Origin of the sequence: Acetobacter aceti NBRC 14818 (assembly GCF_000193495.2) — a bacterium.
Taxonomy (GTDB): Bacteria; Pseudomonadota; Alphaproteobacteria; order Acetobacterales; family Acetobacteraceae; genus Acetobacter; species Acetobacter aceti.
Map to the genome: position 1 here is coordinate 3,058,752 of NZ_AP023410.1, position 20,233 is coordinate 3,078,984.

General features: G+C 55.2%; 18 protein-coding genes. 11 read left to right on the plus strand and 7 right to left on the minus strand.

What is annotated here, in order from left to right:
* Positions 1-1,161: an acetylornithine deacetylase gene (gene argE / locus EMQ_RS14100; RefSeq protein WP_010667422.1), complete on the plus strand. Its 1,161-nt coding sequence runs from the start codon at positions 1-3 to the stop codon at positions 1,159-1,161.
* Positions 1,162-1,291: 130 nt separating this feature from the next.
* Here the strand turns inward: argE and EMQ_RS14105 are convergent, their stop codons facing one another.
* On the minus strand, positions 1,292-1,693 hold the full coding sequence (locus EMQ_RS14105; protein WP_010667421.1) for a hypothetical protein: 402 nt from the start codon (positions 1,691-1,693) through the stop codon (positions 1,292-1,294).
* A gap of 237 nt (positions 1,694-1,930) precedes the next feature.
* Here EMQ_RS14105 and EMQ_RS14110 point away from each other — a divergent pair, with 237 nt between their 5' ends.
* On the plus strand, positions 1,931-2,848 hold the full coding sequence (locus EMQ_RS14110; protein ID WP_010667420.1) for a LysR family transcriptional regulator: 918 nt from the start codon (positions 1,931-1,933) through the stop codon (positions 2,846-2,848).
* 157 nt (positions 2,849-3,005) lie between these two features.
* Here EMQ_RS14110 and EMQ_RS14115 read toward each other — a convergent pair whose 3' ends face one another.
* The 3 genes from EMQ_RS14115 to EMQ_RS14125 form a co-directional block, all read right to left on the minus strand.
* On the minus strand, positions 3,006-3,764 hold the full coding sequence (locus tag EMQ_RS14115) for an amino acid ABC transporter ATP-binding protein (protein WP_010667419.1): 759 nt from the start codon (positions 3,762-3,764) through the stop codon (positions 3,006-3,008).
* Positions 3,754-5,253, minus strand: a complete 1,500-nt coding sequence (locus EMQ_RS14120; protein WP_269208716.1) for an ABC transporter substrate-binding protein/permease — start codon at positions 5,251-5,253, stop codon at positions 3,754-3,756. The genes EMQ_RS14115 and EMQ_RS14120 overlap by 11 nt, the downstream gene beginning before the upstream one ends.
* Positions 5,254-5,318: 65 nt before the next feature.
* Positions 5,319-6,278, minus strand: a complete 960-nt coding sequence (locus EMQ_RS14125; RefSeq protein WP_010667417.1) for a LysR family transcriptional regulator — start codon at positions 6,276-6,278, stop codon at positions 5,319-5,321.
* Between the two features lie 249 nt (positions 6,279-6,527).
* Here EMQ_RS14125 and EMQ_RS14130 point away from each other — a divergent pair, with 249 nt between their 5' ends.
* From EMQ_RS14130 to EMQ_RS14170, 9 genes are all read left to right on the plus strand, one after another.
* Positions 6,528-7,469, plus strand: a complete 942-nt coding sequence (locus EMQ_RS14130) for a 2-hydroxyacid dehydrogenase (RefSeq protein WP_010667416.1) — start codon at positions 6,528-6,530, stop codon at positions 7,467-7,469.
* A 42-nt stretch (positions 7,470-7,511) separates the two neighbouring features.
* Positions 7,512-8,267 (plus strand): class II aldolase/adducin family protein, encoded by a 756-nt coding sequence (locus EMQ_RS14135; protein ID WP_010667415.1) that lies wholly within the window; start codon positions 7,512-7,514, stop codon positions 8,265-8,267.
* 184 nt (positions 8,268-8,451) lie between these two features.
* Entirely contained in the window at positions 8,452-10,740 is a 2,289-nt protein-coding gene (locus EMQ_RS14140; RefSeq protein WP_010667414.1) for a TonB-dependent receptor, read from the plus strand.
* 10 nt (positions 10,741-10,750) lie between these two features.
* On the plus strand, positions 10,751-11,596 hold the full coding sequence (locus EMQ_RS14145; protein ID WP_010667413.1) for a sugar phosphate isomerase/epimerase family protein: 846 nt from the start codon (positions 10,751-10,753) through the stop codon (positions 11,594-11,596).
* A 6-nt stretch (positions 11,597-11,602) separates the two neighbouring features.
* Positions 11,603-12,634: an isopenicillin N synthase family dioxygenase gene (locus EMQ_RS14150; protein WP_010667412.1), complete on the plus strand. Its 1,032-nt coding sequence runs from the start codon at positions 11,603-11,605 to the stop codon at positions 12,632-12,634.
* Between the two features lie 321 nt (positions 12,635-12,955).
* A complete protein-coding gene (locus EMQ_RS14155) occupies positions 12,956-13,258 on the plus strand; it encodes a hypothetical protein (RefSeq protein WP_010667411.1) in 303 nt (100 codons plus the stop codon).
* A 229-nt stretch (positions 13,259-13,487) separates the two neighbouring features.
* Complete coding sequence (locus tag EMQ_RS14160; RefSeq protein WP_010667410.1) at positions 13,488-14,708, plus strand: NADP-dependent isocitrate dehydrogenase; 1,221 nt, start codon at positions 13,488-13,490, stop codon at positions 14,706-14,708.
* A 45-nt stretch (positions 14,709-14,753) separates the two neighbouring features.
* Entirely contained in the window at positions 14,754-15,800 is a 1,047-nt protein-coding gene (locus EMQ_RS14165; protein ID WP_010667409.1) for a transglycosylase SLT domain-containing protein, read from the plus strand.
* 170 nt (positions 15,801-15,970) lie between these two features.
* A complete protein-coding gene (locus EMQ_RS14170) occupies positions 15,971-18,202 on the plus strand; it encodes an amylo-alpha-1,6-glucosidase (RefSeq protein ID WP_010667408.1) in 2,232 nt (743 codons plus the stop codon).
* Positions 18,203-18,295: 93 nt separating this feature from the next.
* On the opposite strand, the gene EMQ_RS14175 is transcribed toward EMQ_RS14170, so the two are convergent.
* The 3 genes from EMQ_RS14175 to EMQ_RS14185 all read right to left on the minus strand — a co-directional run bounded on the left by EMQ_RS14175 (position 18,296) and on the right by EMQ_RS14185 (position 20,227).
* On the minus strand, positions 18,296-18,646 hold the full coding sequence (locus EMQ_RS14175) for a hypothetical protein (protein WP_010667407.1): 351 nt from the start codon (positions 18,644-18,646) through the stop codon (positions 18,296-18,298).
* A 113-nt stretch (positions 18,647-18,759) separates the two neighbouring features.
* Complete coding sequence (gene rnhA / locus EMQ_RS14180; protein ID WP_048874256.1) at positions 18,760-19,188, minus strand: ribonuclease HI; 429 nt, start codon at positions 19,186-19,188, stop codon at positions 18,760-18,762.
* A 46-nt stretch (positions 19,189-19,234) separates the two neighbouring features.
* The gene (locus EMQ_RS14185; protein WP_010667405.1) at positions 19,235-20,227 is read right to left on the minus strand and encodes a homoserine kinase; all 993 of its coding nucleotides are present in this window, start codon (positions 20,225-20,227) and stop codon (positions 19,235-19,237) included.
* Positions 20,228-20,233 lie beyond the last annotated feature (6 nt).

Below are 20,233 nucleotides of genomic sequence, written 5' to 3' on the forward strand. Positions count from 1 at the left end.
ATGACCAGTCCGTATGAGCTGCCCGTCCGCGATATCCTTGCGAAGCTGATTGCATTTCCTACAATCTGCCGCACGGAAAATGCGGAACTGATCGACTGGGCTGAAGGTTTTCTCCGTGATTTTGGAGCACGCTGCTATCGTGTGTCGGGCAAGGAGGAGGGGCGGTTCAATCTCTTCGCCAGCATCGGACCCGACACGCCGGACGGCATCGTGCTGTCGGCCCATAGCGATGTGGTGCCGGTGGAGGGACAGCCATGGACGACAGATCCCTTTGTCCTGACTGAACGGGATGGAAAGCTTTACGGACGTGGCAGCAGCGACATGAAGGGCTTCCTTGCCTGCATGCTTGTGGCGGCGCGGTACGCCGCCAGTCAATCCGGGCTGCGCGCACCCTTGCATCTGGCCATTTCCCATGACGAGGAAATCGGTTGTGTGGGCGTGCATTCGATGCTCCGTGATCTGGCTGCCCGTGGTTTTCAGGCGCGCGGCTGTGTCATTGGAGAACCAACCGGTCTGCGTGCTGTATCCGGCCACAAGGGCAAGCTTGCGGCGCGTATTGTGTGTCACGGACTGGCAGCACACTCGGCCAATCCTGATCGCGGTTGCAATGCCATCGGTCTGGCGACAGACATGGTGAAAGTCATTGAAGCCGTACAGGAAGCACTGAAAGAGACCGGCGCTCGGGACGAGCATTATGAGGTGCCTTACAGCACCATGCAGGTCGGGCTGATCCGGGGGGGAGTGGCGCTCAACATCGTGCCTGATATGTGCGAGGTCCAGTTTGAGATGCGTCTGCTGCCCGGTGTTGATCCGCAGCCTCTGCTTGACCGGTTGTGTGTGGAGGCGGACCGTCTGTGCTCGGAACGACCACATGCCCGCATCGAGATTGAGACCCTCAACACCTATCCCGGTTTGCATACACCGGACGACTCTTCCTTCCTGCACGAGATCATGCAGATAACTGGCGACAATGCGCCGTCACGGATTGGTTTTGGAACGGAGGGCGGCCTGTTCAGCGAATATCTGGATATGCCGGTTGTCGTCTGTGGTCCCGGTTCCATCGATCGCGCTCATAAGGCGGATGAGTTCATTCTGCCGAAAGAGTTACAGGATGGTGTGAAGTTTGTGGAACAGGTTGTGGATATGCTGGTTCATTCCTGAAAATCATCGCAGAGAGGGTGGAAAAGCTGATGCTTGTAATCTGGCATGCATAGCACCTCCATCCTTGCGTATATGCACGCCGATTGTAAAAGGCCATGCGCATGAAGCCACATCAAGTCTCGCAAAGAATTCAGGGGTCCATATTTAACAGCCTGCGCACGCGCTGTGTTTCCATCGCAAGAATATCGAGCAATTTACGGGCTTCGATCCTGAGCGGAGTCCAGACAGGATCACTCATTGTTTTCAGATGATTTTTCCGAATATTTGTCACGTTTATAATTTCGTCAGGGATGTTTTCAATATTCTGAAGTAACATTTTTATGCAGCACTTCTGATATAATGTGAGGTATTTTTCTCCCATGGAAAGAGTGTCATATCCATCACTCAGGGTGTCATTTTTCAACTCCCACGCTACATTGTAATATTGTAGTATTCTGCACTGCTCGATCACATCTTGTGCCAGTATGTCCAAGCAGTAGATGAAAAGCAGATATCGATTTGCGTAAGCGTCTTCTTCTTCGGAGAGTGTCATAAACTTACCTCGCAATTGAAGCTGTGTTTAGTCGTGGATTATACTTATGGAAAATTAATACTTATTATGATTTCTTGCGATAAAATGTATTAACTTGACATGGAGCCCTGACGGAAAATTTGAAAGATGAAAGCGTAGTATCTTTTACATTTCAAAGATTCATTTCACTGCGATCTCTGGTAAGCTCCATGCTTCAGGACAGCGGATTTTTCCGCCATATCCGAGGAGTTGCCAAGAGTGAAGTTCTCCCTGCGACAGATCGAATATTTCGTCGCTACGGCTGAAACCGGTTCCATCGTACAGGCCTCGCGCCAGATCCCCATCTCGCAGCCTGCCATCTCGGCCGCGATCGCGCATCTGGAAAGCGTGTTCGGTGTGTCGCTTTTCATCCGTCATCACGCGCAGGGATTATCGCTGACACCGGAAGGGCGCATGGTGTTGCAGGAGGCCCGTGGACTTCTTTCTCAGGCACAGGAACTGGGAAGTTCGCTCAATGGTATGTTGGGTCGGGTGCAGGGAGAAGTCATCGTCGGCTGTATGACCACGCTCTTTCCTCTCCTGGCCCCTGATCTCATTCAGAACTTTTCTGCAACCTACCCGGAAGCCCGGCTACGGGTCATTGCGGGGCACCACGAGGAACTGACGGAAAAACTGCGGGACGGAGAGGTTTCGGTCATGATCGGTTATAATATGCCGATGCCGCAGGCGATCAGCTTTCAACCGCTTTCCGCGCTTCCACCCTACGTGTTCACATCTGTCGATCATCCACTCGCAAGGATGGATCATGTTCGGTTGGAGGATCTTGTGGATGAACCCTTTCTTCTGCTCGACCTGCCTTTTTCGCGCGATTACTTCCTCCAGCTCTTTTCCTCGGCAGGCGTGGCTCCACGCATTGCAGGTCATTATCCCAGCATGGATGTAATACGTAGTCTGGCCGCAAGAGGTGTGGGGTTCGGGCTGGGAAACGCTCGACCGCGTAATCAGAATGCGCTCGATGACAAGCCTCTGGCTTATCTGGGACTGGAAGATGAGTGTGCGCCGCTGATCTACGGACTTTTTACCGTAACAGGTCAGCGTATCCCGCTAAGGGTCTCGGCTTTTCTTGATATGTGCGTTGAAACTCTTTCCAACAGGAATCTGCCCGGTACAATATGAGTTTTTTCTGACAAGAGTGCAATTGTCAGCAATCACTACACATCTGGCGGTCGGCTCCGGGAACCGTCAGCTAAGTGAGTGAAGAAAGAAACTGCATTCTGATATTAAAGGCATTTTAAAAACATGCGGCACTATCGTGCTGTGTCTGACAACCGATTCAGAACTGGATCATCTGGTCAAGAAATGCCCGGGCGCGTTCTGTGCGTGGCGCGGTGAAAAACTCCTGTGGAGGGGCCACTTCGAGAATGCTGCCCTTATCCATAAACACGATCCGATCTGCAATACGGCGGGCGAAGCCCATTTCATGCGTTACGCAGATGGTTGTGATCTGCTGGGCAGCAAGATCCTCCATGATCGCGACAACCCCGGAAATGGCCTCCGGGTCGAGAGCGGCTGTCGGTTCATCAAACAGAATGATCTCGGGATTCATGCTCAGCGCGCGGGCGATGGCGACACGTTGCTGCTGCCCACCGGAAAGCTGGATTGGATATTTCCCCGCCTGCTCGCCAATACCGACCTGCGCCAGATAACGCCGCGCGTCATCCTCCGCCCGTTCCCGTGGAGTGCCTCGAACCAGACGCGGAGCAAGCGTGCAGTTATCGAGAACAGTCAGATGAGGAAAGAGATTATAGTTCTGGAACACCATGCCCACGCGACCACGTAAGGTAGCAAGGTCGGTTTTGTCGTCGATGACCTGTCCGTCGATCATCAACGTTCCGCTATCATGTGGCTCAATGCGGTTGAAGCATCGGATGAAAGTCGATTTTCCAGAACCTGAAGGGCCAAGAACAACAATCTTCTCGCCCTTGTCGATATCGAGACTCAGGCGGTCAAGCGCTAGAAACTCACCGTAAAACTTGCTGAGATTGCGAACGGAGATCCGGATATCCGGGTTGGGTGCGGTGTCACTGACCATGGCCGGTCGCCTTGTTGCGGTCTGCCCAGGAGAAACGACGTTCAATCCGCTTCTGCAGGAAAAGGAAGAAGAACACCATCGCCAGGTAATAGACGAGGGCTGCTGAATAATACTCGGTGAACTCGAATGTGCGCGCCACCTGAATCTGGGTCACGGCCAGCAGTTCCTGCAATGAGATCACCGAAGCAAGCGAGGTTGTTTTCAGGAGACTGATGAACTCGTTGATCGTTGGTGGAAGGGCTATGCGGAGTGCCTGCGGAAAGATGACATAGCGATAGATCTGCGAACGTTTCATGCCCAACGCGTCGGCTGCGACCAACTGTCCCTGATCAACTGCGCGCAAGGCGGCGCGATTGATCTCTACCTGATAGGCGGATTCATTGATTGACAGGGACAGCCATGTTGCCAGAAACGGGGTGAACCAGCTTTCACGAAAGATCGGGAAGAACTGGGGCAGGGCGTTCCAGATGAACAGGAGTTGCAAAAGCGTCGGCGCTCCGCGAAAGACCGCGACATAGGCGGAAAGCAGCATCTGTAATGGTGAACGGGGGCCGTTGAGTTTCAGTGCCACCGGAATGGAGATGATGATGGCGGTCAGGTGGGACAGCACCGCAACAATCAACGTTAGCGCCGCGCCCTTTACAAACGCCATGGATGTCAAGGCGGAGAAAAAGACTTCAAGACTGAATGCGGAAGGGGTCGCTTTCTCGGTGAAAGCCTGTTCCTGTGCGTTGGAAATATTCCATTTCTTACTTAGATTTTCCAGAATACCTTGTTGTTTCAGCGTTGCGATTGTTTGTGTCAGGACTTCCTTATTGTGAGGATCTTTACTGATATAGGCACCGAACTCTCGAAAGTCAGGATTATCAGGTTTCAGAATGATCGTGACTTTTCCGCCCAGCTGTTTCTGGCGGTAATAAACTTCGACATCCTGAGTGATCAGCGCGTGCGCACGACCAAGCAGGACCTGCTGCACGACCTGATCCTCGGCCGGATACTGCTGAAGACCGATTGGCGCACGTCCCGATTGTATCAGCTTCTGGTTGGTTTTTTCAACAAGAGACGCATAACTGGTGCCGGACTGCACAGCGACGTTCAGTCCGGAAAGATCGTCCAGCGACATGATGCGTGGGGTGCCGGAGCGGGCAATGACCACAATGGATGAGTCCAGATAGGCCACAGCATCGTAATTTTTTTCGCGGCCTGCCTGCTTCATGATGCCGCTGACCACCATGTCGCATCGATGGGACGACAGGCCGGGTAGCATGCCCTCAAAGTCCATTGTCAGAATGGTCGGTTCGACATGCCATATGCGGCCGAGTTCGCGAGCAAGATCAATGTCAAATCCTGCAACATCGCGCGTATCTTGCCCATTCACGAAGGTCATTGGAGGAAGCGTGGGATCTGTGCAGACAGTAAAGTGACCTGCTGCTGCAAAAGATGGTACGTTCGTATCCTGGGTGTGTCCTGCTGGAGCAAGTGCGCACATCGCCACAAACAGACCCGTCGCGACGATCAGACGTGATGCTGACCGGTGTATGAAAGAGTGGATTTTCACCGGCTGACCTCATTGAGAACAGAGCGGAAAGCGGCTGTCATCGGTTCGCTGTCCTGCGAGGGGCGGGCGAGCAGATAAAAGCTGTTGGTCAGGGCGAGATCGTTAAACCCAACACGACGCAGGCGATCTTCCTGTACCATCGGTTCGGCGAACAGATCCGGAAGAAAACCGATGTAGACACCGGAAAGAATCAGAAGTGTGCGGGAATCGATATTGTCCGCTGCAGCAGAGAAATTCATCTCGCTGCGCAGTTCGTCCCAGCGCGGGGAGGTGGTGGCGTCCGAAACCTCGATCATGCGGGCTGCCGTCAGATGGGCCCGCGTGATTTCCTCATCGGTCATGGAAAAGAAAGGATGACGCTGTCCACAATAAAGGGAGGCTGTTTCCTGAAACAGCGGGGTCGTCTGCATTTCCGGACGTTGATGCGGATAAAGCGTGATACCCATTGTGGCTGACCCGTTGAGCACGGCAAATTCGACCTCACGTGGTGTCGCAGACCGTACATCCATGTAAATGTCGGGATAATGGACGGTGAAGCGCTCTATGGCCCTGACCAGAACTGTTTCACCATGAATCTGGATCGTGTCGGGGAGGTAGAGGCGGAATCGACCGGAGAGTGTGCCGCTGGCCTCATTGAGGCGCTTCTGAAAACTGTCAATATCGTCAAACAGTTTTCGGGTGGCATCCAGAACGCTTTCTCCCGAAGGGGTCAGGGAAAACCCGCTGCGACCGCGATGGCAGAGTGTCGTATTCAGTCTTTTCTCAAGCGATGAGATGTCGATGCTGACCGCAGATTTACTCTTGCCGAGAGCCACTTCCGCCGCCGCGAACCCGCCATGCTCCGCAACGGCGGCGAACACCCGCAGAAGTCGCAGATCGACTTCTGCGATCCGGCCCTGAAAGCCGGGGGTGCGGTTGGTGAAACTGGATGATGTGCGGCTCAGAGCGGTCTCCATTGTCGGATGCTTCGCATGTCGTTTCGAATGTTAAACAAAATCCGGAAGGTGGCGTCAACTGCTATCGAAAGACTTTACTTTTGTGATTGCTAAACCGAATGCACGGCATAAGCCTGATCAACTTGATGATTCAGGTCATCACTTAAGAGAATAACAAAGTCATATTGCGCTTTATGAAAATGCAGATCATGGTCGGTTTGCTTTATGTTGCAATGTCAAAATGAGTGGCGCGTGACGAGAGACAAAGGGATGAAAAAACTTGCTGTCAGTGCTGATGGACCAGACGCCTGGGAAAGCTGGCGGGAGGCTTTCGCCCGTGTTGCTCCAGACCTGCCCATAATTTCCTGGTTTGACCCGGCATTTGATCCAGCCGACGCCAGTTATGTTCTCGTCTGGGAGCCGCCCGCGGGCGAAATGACCCGCATGGCCTCCATGCGGGCCATCCTGAGCACGGGTGCAGGGGTCAATCATCTGGTCAATCGACCTGATTTCCCGGCGGGTGTGCCGTTGGTGCGCATGGGTGGCGATCAGACTGCTGTGCTCATGGCGGATTATGTGATGTGGGCGGCAATCGGGTTGTTGCGGGATGCGAAAAGCTGGACCCGTCAGCAGGAACAGCATGTCTGGCATCGCCTTCCTGTGTTTCGCAACAGTGCGGAAACGCGGATTGGAATTCTTGGATTTGGCAATCTTGGTGCGGCCGTTGCGCGTCGTCTTGCCGCGGCAGGTTTCATCGTTTCCGCCTGGTGTCGCAGTCCCCGTGAAGAAAAGCAGATCCCCCTGTTTTTCGGCGAGGAAGGACTGTCCGAGTTTCTTCCGACCGTCGATATTCTGGTCAATCTTTTGCCCAGTACGCATCAGACACGACACATCATTGATGCGGAGTTCCTCTCGCGCCTGAAGCCGGACACGGGTTTCATCAATGTGGGGCGAGGGGATCATGTGGTGGAAGAAGATCTTCTGGCGGCGCTATCGTCAGGACAACTGGATGGTGCTGTGCTGGATGTCGTGGCGACCGAGCCTCTGCCTGCCGGGTCGCCGTTGTGGGATCACCCGCGTATCACTCTGACGCCTCACATGGCGTCGGAAGCCTCACGTGATGCGCAGGCAGCCTATGTGGCGCATGCCATTGCGGAGCTGGAAGAGGGACGGACGCCGCCGCTCCTGTATTGCCCGGAACGCGGCTACTGAGTGCGTCAGACAATCATTGCTGTGTGAGTAAGGATAAGGAACATGCAGACATCGCCCACCGCGTCATCAGCGCAGGATGAACAGACTCTCCGTGAAGATCTGGCCGCAGCCTATCGCCTGCTGGCGATGTTCGACATGACGGACCTTGTCTACACGCATCTTTCGGTACGTCTGCCGGGCGAGGACCACCGTTTTCTCGTCAATCCTTACGGGCTTCTGTTCGAGGAAATCACGGCCAGTTCCCTGGTTGTGGTCGATGCGGAAGGGCACCCTAAACAGGCGACAAGCTGGCCCGTTAATCCGGCCGGATTCGTCATTCATTCCGCCGTTCATCGCGCCCGGCCGGACGCGGCCTGTGTCATGCACACGCACACACTTGCGGGCATGACAATCGCCGCCCAGACCACGGGTATTCTGCCGGTCAATCAGATGAGCATGGAATTCTATGGTCGTATCGGTTTCCACGGTTATGAAGGAATCGCTGCTGACGACAATCTCAGTGAACGCGAGCGGCTCGTCCGCGATCTTGGTGACAATATGGGCCTGATTCTACAGAATCACGGACTGCTGACGGTCGGCTCGACAGTGGCGCAGACATTTTACCGGACCTGGTATCTTGAACAGGCCTGTCGCATTCAGGTTGCGGTGCAATCGACCGGTGTGCCGCCTGCTCTGCCTCCGGAAAGCTACGTTCTGCGCGCGCGTGAGCAGTTTGAAAAAGATGAGGATCAGGGGAGGCTTCCATGGGCAGCTCTCAAACGCAAGCTCGACCGCGAACAGCCTGACTATCGCAACTGATCTGTACAACCCGGATGCACTGTCATCCGGGTTTCCTGTTTCCAGGAACATGCTGTGAAACAGCGCCTGTCGTTTTCCAGAAAAAATTTGTGACACTAAAGTAAGCTTTTGGAGCTTCTTAACGAAAGCGTATCGGTTATTGTTGTTTAATCGAAACAATCAAGCACCGAGCCAAGGGCATCCGATGAGAGTTGTGTTCCGTTCCCGTCCCCCTCGCCACGCCCTTTTCACTGCTTCCCTGCTCTGTGCAGCCAGTCCAATCGCTACGGCAGTCGCTGCGACTGGTCAGGGCAAGGATCCTGCGCACCGGGCAGCAGCGCCCCATTCCGCACAGCCTGCGAAAAAAGCTCTCAGAACGCGGGTTGCAGCGAAAGCTGATCCGGAAGCGATCACCGTCACCAGTTCCCGCGCACGCCGTTTCCATCAGATGGCCAACACCGTAAATACGCTGAGCGGTCGTCAGCTTGAGCAGTTTCATATTGTCAGCCCCAAGGAAATTGCGGCGTTTGTGCCCGGTGTGACGGCCGTGAACGCCGTTTCCGGCAGCACGCCGATCTTCTCGATCCGCGGTATCGGTCTCGATGATTATATTGGCACCAATATGGGCGGTATCGGGATCTATCAGGACGGTGTCTTTGCGCCTTATCCTGTTCTCTATAACGGTCAGATGTATGACGTTCAGACGGTCAGCGTCGAGAAAGGACCGCAGGGTTTCGAATACGGCCGCAGCACGACGGGTGGTTCCATTAATGTGGAATCTGTAAAGCCATCAAGCAAGTTCGGTGGTTTTCTTAACTGGGGCTACAGCAGCTACAACACCAACACCGGTAAGGGTGCGATCAACGTCCCGATTACGGATCATATCTTCAACCGGTTTTCCTTCAGCTATATCAAGGGTGACGGCTGGCAGCATGACGTCAATACGCACAAGCTGTACGGGGCGCAGGATATCCTCGGTCTGCGTAACCAGACCCGCTTTGATCTTGATGACCGCTCATCTCTCCTGCTGAACATTCACTATACCCGTGACCGTGGCACACCGATGTCGCCTCAGGACACCAACGTAGACCAGATGAACAATGTGCCTGTCGGCACTTATGGTGTTGGTCCGAATGCCAAGAACAATGCGGTGAATGTCGGGTCAAACCGTGCTTCCCGTGATGAGAATGGCGGCGGCGTCGGGCTCAACTTCACACGCCGGTTCGACTGGGGCACGTTCACGTCAGCCACCGGCATCGATTTCTATCGTCGTAGCAACTATGACAACTACGATGGTGAATCCGTGAATGTTGGCGATTACCACTGGAACGATACCTATATCGTGCAGTCGCATGACATGCATCTGCGCACGACGATCGCCAAGCGTCTGCATCTGACCGTCGGTGTCTATGAATCATACGACAAGATCGATGGCGCTTACACCAGTTATCGTTCCTTCCTGCTGGGTGGCCCCGATGGTAATCTGACAGATCGTTTTTCGCAGCAGAACCTGTCGACTGGCCTTTATGTCAACACTGTCACCAATATCGTCAAAGGTCTGGATTTCATCGCTGGAGGCCGTCTGTCCTATGACGAGCGTGGTTTCCACGGCGGCACCCATGATGATGGCGGCCTCCTGACGGGCGTTCCCGGCTCTTCGCTCAGCTACCTGAACAGCAATCACACCTATGAGCGCTGGACCGGAAAAGTCGGCCTGCGGTATACAATCGTGCCGGGCACGTTCGTCTATGGCACGATCTCGAACGGCTACAAGGCAGGCTCCTATTTCGCAGGTCCGGTCAGCTCCCCGAGCGCTCTTGATTATGTCCGCCCCGAGAATCTGATCGCCTATGAAGTGGGCGCCAAGAGTAGCCTGTTCCATGACAAGGTCATTCTGGAAGGCTCCCTGTTCGACTACGAATATCACAACCGTCAGACGCTATTCGTTGCTGAGATGCCGGGCAATATCACATCGCTCAGCCTTGGTCCGATCCCCCGGGCTAGAACGCGTGGTGGTGAACTGAGTGGCACGCTCCATAATCTGGTCCCGAACCTCGATCTGAACGGCTCGTTCGCCTATCTTGATGGTCGCTCGATTTCTTCAGTCACCAATATCAGTGGCCTGCCGCTTCTCTCGAACGTGGATGCTCATTCGGCCCTGCCGTTCGCGCCCCGCTTCTCGTGGAGCGCCTACGCCCGGTACGGTATTGACCTGATCCATAATTATCGTGCGACCGTGCAGGTCAACTACACGTGGAAAGACAACATGCTTGTCGCCCTTGGTGATCCGAATGGCCAGACCAGCAAGATCAGTTCAATGGGCATGCGGCTTGAGGTTGGCCCGAAGACCGGAAAATGGACGGCTGCTGTCTATGTCGACAACATGCTGAACAAGCACGGTAACACCTACTCCTACACGGGAAGTGACAACAGCCGCGTGCAGTATCTCCAGACACCACGCTGGGTCGGCTGTGACCTGCGTTACAACTTCTGAAGTCTGCTTCATGAAACTGGAACTGTTTAGAACACTCTGGGGCGATATGCGGGACTGGGGTGACATCATCCCGGAAACGCGTGAAGCCGGGTTTATCGGTCTGGAGGCACGTATCCCCCAGACCGCTGCGGAAGCCGTGGAAAAGGCTGCTGTCCTGCAAGGGGAGGGAGTGCCTTACATCGCCATCGCCATGACCGGTGGCGGTGTTATCCCACGACAGTCTGCAACAGTTTCCGATCATATCGATGACTTTCAGGGGTGCCTTGACAGAGCGGCCGTCATGGCTCCGCGCTTTATCAATGTGCTGGGCGGCAATGATCGCTGGGGCGCCAGCCAGCAGGCCGAGTTCATCAACAAGGCTCATGAACTGGGAAAAGAAGCGGGATTTACCTGTTCTTTTGAAACGCATCGTGCGCGTATCCTGTCCTCGCCATGGATGACACTTGATGTGCTGCGTCAGTGTCCTGATGCGGTCTTCACTGCCGACATCAGTCACTGGGTTGTCGTGTGTGAGCGGCTGCTTGACGATCCATGCGATGACTTCACACATTTTATCGAACGGGTTCATCATCTTCAGGCCCGTGTCGGTTATGATCAGGGACCGCAGGTCACCCATCCCGGTGCCCCTGAATATGCTGCCGCGCTCTCATTCCATCAGAAATTCTGGCAGTCTGTATGGGACTCACAGAAGAGGCGTGGCTACACCGTGACCACCATGACGCCCGAATTCGGGCCGGATGGGTATCTTCATACACTGCCCTTTACCAATGCCCCCGTGGCGGACCTCTGGGACCTCAATCGCTGGATCGGCGCTGAACAGATGCGTCGGTTCGCCCTCTGGACAAGCCGAGACTGATAAATCATGACGGCCACAGAAACATTCACATCCATTCCGTGCGTCAACATCGCCGGACTGTATTCCGACTCTCTGGCGGATCGTGAAGCGGTCGCCAGAGAGCTTGGCGACGCCGCCCGCAAGGTCGGATTTCTCTATATCGAAGGTCACAAGGTCAGCGACGACCTGATTGCCGGTGTCCAGGCGGCGGCAAAGGATTTTTTCTCCGAACCCTTCGACGAGAAGATGAAATATTATATCGGCACCTCCGCCACGCATAAGGGCTTCGTCCCGGAGGGTGAGGAGATGTATGGCGGCGACCGTCCCGACCACAAGGAAGCCTTCGACATCGGTTACGAGGTGCCGGCGGACAATCCTTTGGTGAAGGCTGGAACGCCGCTGCTGGGTCCAAACAACTGGCCGACGATCCCGCATTTTCGCGAACGCGCGGAAGCCTATTACCGTGCGGTGTTTGATCTCGGTCGGACCCTGTTTCGTGGTTTCGCACTGGCGCTCGGCCTGCCGGAAGACGCATTCGACGACAAGGCCAATTTCCCGCCATCCAAGCTGCGCATGATCCATTATCCTTACGACGGAGACGCCCAGGACGCTCCGGGTATCGGCGCGCATACGGATTATGAGTGCTTCACTATCCTTCTTGCTGACGCGCCGGGTCTGGAAGTCATGAATGGCAATGGCGACTGGATCGATGCGCCGCCCATTCCCGGCGCTTTCGTCGTCAATATCGGTGACATGCTGGAAGTGATGACAGCGGGTGAATTCATTGCCACGGCTCACCGTGTTCGCAAGGTCAATGAAGAGCGTTACTCTTTTCCGCTTTTCTATGCGTGCGATTATCACACCGAGATCAAGCCGCTCGCAGCGTTCGACAAGGAAGGCGCGTCTTATGAAGCGATGATGATCGGCGATCACATGTGGGCGCAGGCGCTCCAGACCTATCGTTATCTCGTCGAGAAAGTAGAGCGCGGCGAACTGAAACGGCCTGAAGGCACCCGTAAAACGGCGACATTCGGGCATTTCAAGCGGGTGAAAGCGTAAGATATGCTTGTGCTGTGAATTACAGGCGGGAGTCTTCTTTTTGTAAACGGGACTCCATCTGTTTTCTCACAGCGTTATCGGCAATGCCCCCTTCCAGTTTCTCATTCTTCTTTATGACAATTGAGTGTGCGTGTAGTAATCATTTATCTGTTCTTTTTTGTCATCTGGAGAAGAACAGGAATTATCTGACACGCTTGTGATAAAGATAATGAAGATGTGAGCGCACAAATTTATTATTCCACATAACGGGGCCGTTACTGGCTATATCTCTCCGAATTTTACAGGATTTACTCAATCCTCAATCAAATCCGGAGAGATGTTATGAAGCGTTATCTCGCCGCTCTATGTGTCATGACCTGCATGACGGGTTCAGCTTTTGCCGACAGTCAGACCACACGCTCCGACCGGCAGCATATTGCCATTCAGCACGTCTCAAGCCGGAGCGACGTGTCCCGGACTGTTGCGCAGGCCAGCAACACCCAGTCATGTGTGAAGGTGTGGGTGAACCAGCAGACGCATGTCTATCACATGCCGGGCAGCTTCTGGTACGGCGCGACACCGAACGGACGCTATATGTGCATGCAGCAGGCTGTTGCAGGCGGCAATACACGGGCGTTTTTCTGAGCACACGTTCTGGCCCTGGGGGCGTGTCCTTTCCTGTACCATGCCTCACACGAGCGTGACACCAAAAAGTCCTGTTCATGCGACACCTGTATGACGCCTATCGCAAATGTGAGTGAAAATGCACTATTCGACCGTTGGGTGTCATTGGGTGGGCGTGTTAGGCAAAAATCCTGTTCAATGCCGGAAAATGGCATGAAATATGACGATTATCGAAGGAAATGCACGTCCTATGGCGAAAATAAAGGTCAAGAATCCGGTCGTTGAACTCGACGGCGACGAGATGACCCGCATCATCTGGCACTTCATCAAGGAGCGCCTGATTCTGCCTTATCTCGACATTGACCTGAAATATTACGATCTCGGGATCGAAAATCGCGACAAGACGGATGACAAGGTCACGGTTGAGGCTGCCGAGGCCATCAAGAAGTACCGCGTGGGCGTCAAATGCGCCACCATCACGCCCGATGAAGCGCGTGTCGAAGAGTTTGGCCTCAAGAAAATGTGGCGTTCTCCGAACGGCACGATCCGCAACATTCTTGATGGCACCATCTTCCGTGAGCCGATCATCTGCTCGAACGTGCCGCGTCTGGTGCCGCACTGGAGCAAGCCGATCGTCATTGGACGTCATGCTTACGGCGATATCTATCGCGCCGCCGAGACAAAGATCCCCGGTCCCGGCAAGGTGACGCTGAACTATGTGCCTGCCGATGGCGGCGAGCCGCTTGAGCTTGAAGTGCATGACTTCAAGGGGCCGGGCGTAGCGCTGGGCATGCACAACACGCGCGCTTCGATCGAAGGCTTTGCCCGGGCATCGCTGAGCTACGGCCGTGACCGCAAGTTCCCGGTCTATCTCTCGACCAAGAACACGATCCTCAAGGCCTATGACGGCATGTTCAAGGACGTGTTTCAGGAGATATACGACAAGGAATTCAAGGCCGATTTCGAAAAGCTGGGTATCACCTACGAGCACCGTCTGATCGACGACATGGTGGCCTCCGCCCTGAAGTGGGAAGGCGGTTATGTCTGGGCCTGCAAAAACTATGACGGTGATGTGGAAAGCGACATCGTGGCGCAGGGTTTCGGCAGCCTCGGTCTGATGACGTCCGTTCTGCTTGATCCGACCGGCACCATCGTTGAGTCCGAAGCTGCGCACGGCACGGTGACACGTCACTACCGTGAGCATCAGAAGGGTCGTCCGACGAGCACAAACCCGATTGCGTCCATCTATGCGTGGACGCGTGGTCTTGCCTATCGCGGTCGCTTTGATGAGACGCCGGATGTGGTGGCGTTCGCCGAGACCCTTGAGCGTGTCTGTGTCGAGGCGGTTGAGGCTGGTGAGATGACCAAGGATCTGGCGCTGCTGGTCGGCAAAGGCACGAAATGGCTCGATACGCAGCCGTTCCTTGATGCGATCGACACCCGCCTCCAGAAGGCCCTGAAAGCAGCATAATCCGCTGCTAACGGTTGGTTAGGGAAAACGCTGCATTCTGCTGGGATGCGGCGTTTTCTTTTTCTTGCCATCGGGTGTGTGTCAGCTCCAGTTTCGGGCGCATGGGCTGAGACCCCGCTTCCGGCCATGTCATGGGCAGCACATCCGCCTCTTGCGCAGGGTGGCAACAACGCTCAACCCTTCTGGTCGGCTGCACGCTCACCGTCGCCGTTTGCCGCGTCTGGCGGAGGCGCAGCAAGTGCCGGTGCGGTCATGTCAGGGCAGACTGCGTTGACGACGGGTGTACAGTCTCCGTTTCAGACCGCAGGAAATATTGCCCCGGGAGATGCGCACCTGTGCACAAACGCCATCCTGATGGCGGAACGCAGCACCCGCATTCCCGACCAGTTTCTTGTCGCCATGGCGCGTGTCGAGAGTGGCCGCCATATCAATGGCGAGATTGTGCCCTGGCCTTGGACGGTCAATGCGCAAGGCAAGGGTTATGTCTATGACAACAAGCGTCAGGCGATAGAGGCTGTCCACGCTTTTCAGGCGCAGGGCATCCGCTCGATTGATGTTGGCTGCATGCAGGTGAATCTCCAGCAGCATGCGAATGCCTTTCCTTCACTGGAGGCAGCGTTCGATCCATCCACGAATGCCATGTTTGCGGCACGTTTTCTGACCGATCTTTTCAGTCGGACGGGAAGCTGGCCCAGAGCCGCAGCAGCCTATCATTCCTTCACGCCCAACATCGGGTCCGCCTATCAGTGGAAAGTGCTGGAATCCTGGGCGATGCCATCAGGCGCAGATTCACCCCATCCTGCACCCTTAACGGCGATGGCACCCCATCATACGACCCCGCTGGCTCCATCCACGCAACCGGCCACACCCTATGTGACCACTAAAGGGGCTGCCGCTACCATGGCTTCCATGGGCGGCGGAGGTGGCAATACGGCAGCACCGGTTTCCGCGGGTCCGGCAGGAGGGTATGCAGCTCCAGCTTCCCGCCCGGCGTTTTCTGGTGGAGAGAGTGGAGGCCGTTCACTGGCGTCCTATCGTGCGAACCCCGTGCACATGGTGCGGCAGGCCATGCTCCTGTCACCAAGATTCTGACCCACACAACTAAAGATAACTCATCCGTAAGGAAGTTTTTCTTTCCTTGAGGCGACCATCACGTTCATCCTGCGTTAGGCATCAGAAGGCGGAAAAGCGGCCCTTCTGCAAGAGCTGATACATTTTTCCTTTGCTGCTGTCCTGCCAGACACAGAATGGAGTGTGTTTTCATGGATGCCCAGCCTACTGGTTCTGTCGATCATACTGATACTTCTGAGGACGAACAGCCCGACATCGGGCTTCTTTCTGATGATCTGAGCTCAATGGCCAGCGCGATCCTGTCGAGCCGACGACTGCATTGCCTGAAAAATGATGATCTTTTCGGCGTTTTTGATCAGACCGGTGATATCCTCTGGGGGCAGGACATTGCCGACGGACTGTACTACCGTGATACGCGTTATCTGTCCGGTCTGACTTTCCGTCTGGAAGATCAGAGGCCGATCCTTCTGTCATCTGTTGTTCGCGAAAACAACATTATGATGTCAGTGAATTTGACGAATGAAAATTTATCATTGCGTGACGGTACCCGTCTTGCTCACGATCTGCTGCATGTGTTGCGGTCGCGCTTCCTGTGGAACGGTGCGTGTTACGAGCGGATCGAAATACGTAACTTCGATATAAGCCCTCATGAAATCGTCTGTGATATGCGGTTTTTTGCCGACTTCGCTGATCTTTTTGAAGCGCGAGGCATGAAGCGTTCCAGACGGGGCGAGACGCTTGAGCCCGTGATAGAAGACGATACGGTCACTCTCTCCTATAAGGGGCTGGATGACCGCACGCGAACAACACGTTTGCGGTTCTGTCCTCGACCGAAAACATTATCGACAGATCGGGCGACATTCGGGTTTTCCATCAAGCCCGGGGAAAAGGTGCTTGTCCATCTGGAGGTCCAGTGTGATCCTTCGGAAAGGCAGCAGAGCACTGAACCGCCTCCGCGCGCCTTCCTGTTTGCTGCCGTGGCGGCCAGACGGGCGCTGAGAAACGCATCGTCCCGTGCCTCCGCCATCGCCACGTCGAACGAAGCATTCAATGAGGCAATCCGGCGGTCGATCTGCGACATCTACATGCTGTTGACGGAGAAAAAGACCGGTCCTTATCCTTACGCCGGTATCCCTTGGTATAGCACGGTTTTCGGTCGGGATGCGCTGATCACGGCGCTACAGACCTTGTGGCTCGACCCGCTGATTGCGAAAGGCGTTCTCCAGTATCTCGCCGTCAATCAGGCGGATCATGAAGACCCGCTGGCGGATGCTGAACCGGGTAAGATTCTGCATGAAGTGCGTCTGGGTGAAATGGCTGAACTCAGGGAAGTGCCATTCAGGCGCTACTATGGTTCGATTGATTCCACACCGCTGTTTGTCATGCTGGCGGGAGCCTATCTCGACCGTACGGGAGATGTCGGAACGCTCAGCCATCTCTGGCCGCATATTACGCGGGCCATTGATTGGATAGAGCGGTTTGGTGACCGCGATGGTGACGGCTTTGTGGAATACGGTCGTAAAAACAAGGACGGACTGGCCAATCAGGGATGGAAAGACAGTCACGATAGTATCTTTCATGCCGATGGCACTCTGGCCGAAGGACCGATCGCACTATGTGAAGTGCAGGCTTATGTTTATGCAGCGAGGCGGGCCGCAGCGGTGATCGGGCGCAGACTGGGACAGACTGCTTATGCGGCCCATCAGGATACGAGAGCGGACGCTCTGAGAGTCTCGTTCAATCTGAAGTTCTGGAACGATGACATCGGCACATACGTCATCGCCCTTGATGGGAAAAAGAAACAGTGCGTCGTAAGGTCTTCAAATGCGGGGCACGTGTTGCTGACCGATATGGTGCCGGGTGAGCGGCTGGATAAGGTTGTGCAGAACCTGATGAACCGGAAATCGTTCTCGGGTTGGGGCATTCGAACCATCCCTGAGGGAGAGGCCCGGTATAATCCCATGGCCTATCATAATGGTTCTGTCTGGCCGCATGACAATGCACTGATTGCCATGGGATTTGTCAAACATGGCCTCAGAAAAGAGGCGGCGCTTATCTTCAGCGGATTAAGCGATGCGGCGCTTCACACCGATCTTCGCCGTTTGCCGGAGCTTTTCTGCGGATTTACCCGCAGTCAGGCGGAGGGGCCGGTTCGCTATCCTGTGGCCTGCTCGCCTCAGGCCTGGGCGGCGGCGACGCTTCCGGCGTTGGTGCAGGTCGTCATGGGATTGCGTTATGATCCGGATAATGTCGCGGTCGAATTTGTCAGGCCGGTTTTGCCGGAGGCAATTCACTCCCTCAAGCTGTTCAATCTTGCTGTAGGTGGAGAATGGCTGACTGTGAGGATTGTGCGGGCTGGTGACGAGGTCGCGATCAATGTCGTTGAACGTTCTACTTCAATCCAGATGAAGATCATCAATTAGCAGGATGAATTAAAGGCGCCGATCGAAATACAGACAGTCTTTCGATCGGCGCCTTTTCAGAAGCTTTTGCAAGCCTGTAACGGGTGCAAGCTGTTACTGCGCGATGTCGTGCGCGGTCTTTTTCGTCCAGTTCACCGTGTCATGAGCGGCTTCCTTGGTGCCGTTCTTGGTCGCGTTCCAGCCCTTTTCACCTGTCTTGCCTGTCCATTTGGCTGCTTTTGTTGCGCCCTTCTTGGTGGCGTCCCAGCCCTTGACGGTTTCCTTCTTGGTCCATTGGGCGGCATTGGTGGTGCCGTGCTTCACAGAGGACCAGGACTGACGCACGGAGCGGCAGAGATCGGTCTCACAAGGCTTCTCTGGCGCATCTGCCGCCATCGCAGCAGGTGCCAGAGACAGGCCGGCCAGAAGAAGGAGGGCAGATGAGGTATGGAAGCGGATCGACATGTGAAAACTCGCTAAAAAACAAAAAAGTAAGACTGTCATTTTGAACAGCTTACGGCAAGTCCAGCATTTCCACTTCCGGGGATAGCTGTTTTACTGGTCGAGACCTGAACAGGTCAGACTTTCTCGATCGCGATACGGGCGTCTGTCGCCAGTTGATCCACCCGTTCATTTTCCGGCACACCCGAATGACCCTTGACCCAGTGCCAGGAAATATCATGCGGTTTGGCGGCGTCGAGCAGCCGTCGCCACAGGTCCATGTTCTTGACCGGATCCCCGGAAGCGTTGCGCCAGTTGCGGCGCACCCAGCCTGTATGCCAGCGCGTGATGCCATTGCGGACATACTCGCTGTCGGTATGCAGCGCGATCTTGCATGGACGTTTCATGGCTTCCAGAGCCTCGGCGGCGGCTGTCAGTTCCATGCGGTTGTTGGTGGTTTCCGGCTCACCACCGGACAGCTCCCGCTCATGCCCCTTGTAGCGGAGCAACACGCCCCAGCCGCCGGGACCGGGATTGGGTCTGCATCCACCGTCCGTCCAGATCATGACGATGGCATCGTCATCCTGAGTGGTTTCTGGAGCATCCTGTATTTCAGACACCGTAGACCCCGCTATTGCCCGCAGCGAGATGAAACCGGAGACGGTGGATATAATCCATCGGGTCCTTGCGTGTGACCATCGCGTCCGGCGGTGTGTTGATCCAGTCATATAGACGGGTCAGGGCAAAACGCATCGCGGCACCCGCGCAAAGCACCGGCAGGGCATCCCGTTCGGCAGCAGTGAGAGGCCGCACGCTTTCATAACCGCTGATCAGCTGCCGGGCGAAGGTCTCGTTGAAGCCACCATCTTCGCTGAAGCACCAGGCGTTCAGGCAGATAGCGACATCGTAGGCGAGGAAATCCGTGCAGGCGAAATAGAAGTCGATCAGGCCGGAAACCTTGTGGTCAAGAAAGAACACGTTGTCGGGAAACAGGTCGGCATGAATCTGTCCATGAGGCAGATTGGCCTGACTACCGGCTGCGGGCCATGCCGGAAGGATCCGGTTCAGAGCGAGATCAAGTTCTTCGAGAAGCTGTTTCGTCGTCTCGGTCTGTCGGTCTGAGCGAGCGGCATCCTGCAAAAGTGGTCGCCACGCATCGGGGCCGAGGCTGTTGGCGCGGACCGGTGGGTAGCTGCTTCCGGCGACATGCAGACGCGCAAGAGCTTCACCGAGTGGACGACAATGTTCGCTGTGAATATGGCGCGGCCAGACACCGGAGAGGAATGTCGTGATCGCGGCTGGGCGGCCTGCGAGTGTGCGGAGTGCTTCACCATCCCGACCACAGACGGGCAGGGGACAGGACACGCCTTTGGTTGCCAGATGACGCATGAAGCCCAGAAACCACGGCAGATCATCCGGATTCACACGCTTTTCGTAAAGCGTGAGAATGTAGTCGGATTCCTGGCCGTCTTTTTCGGTGCGCAGAAGGAAATTGCTGTTTTCGACACCTTCCGCGATGCCGCGAAAGGCAGTCAGATGCCCGATGTCGTAACCGACGAGAAACGCGGAAAGTTCCTCGTCGGTGATTTCTGTGTAGACGGCCATGAGTCT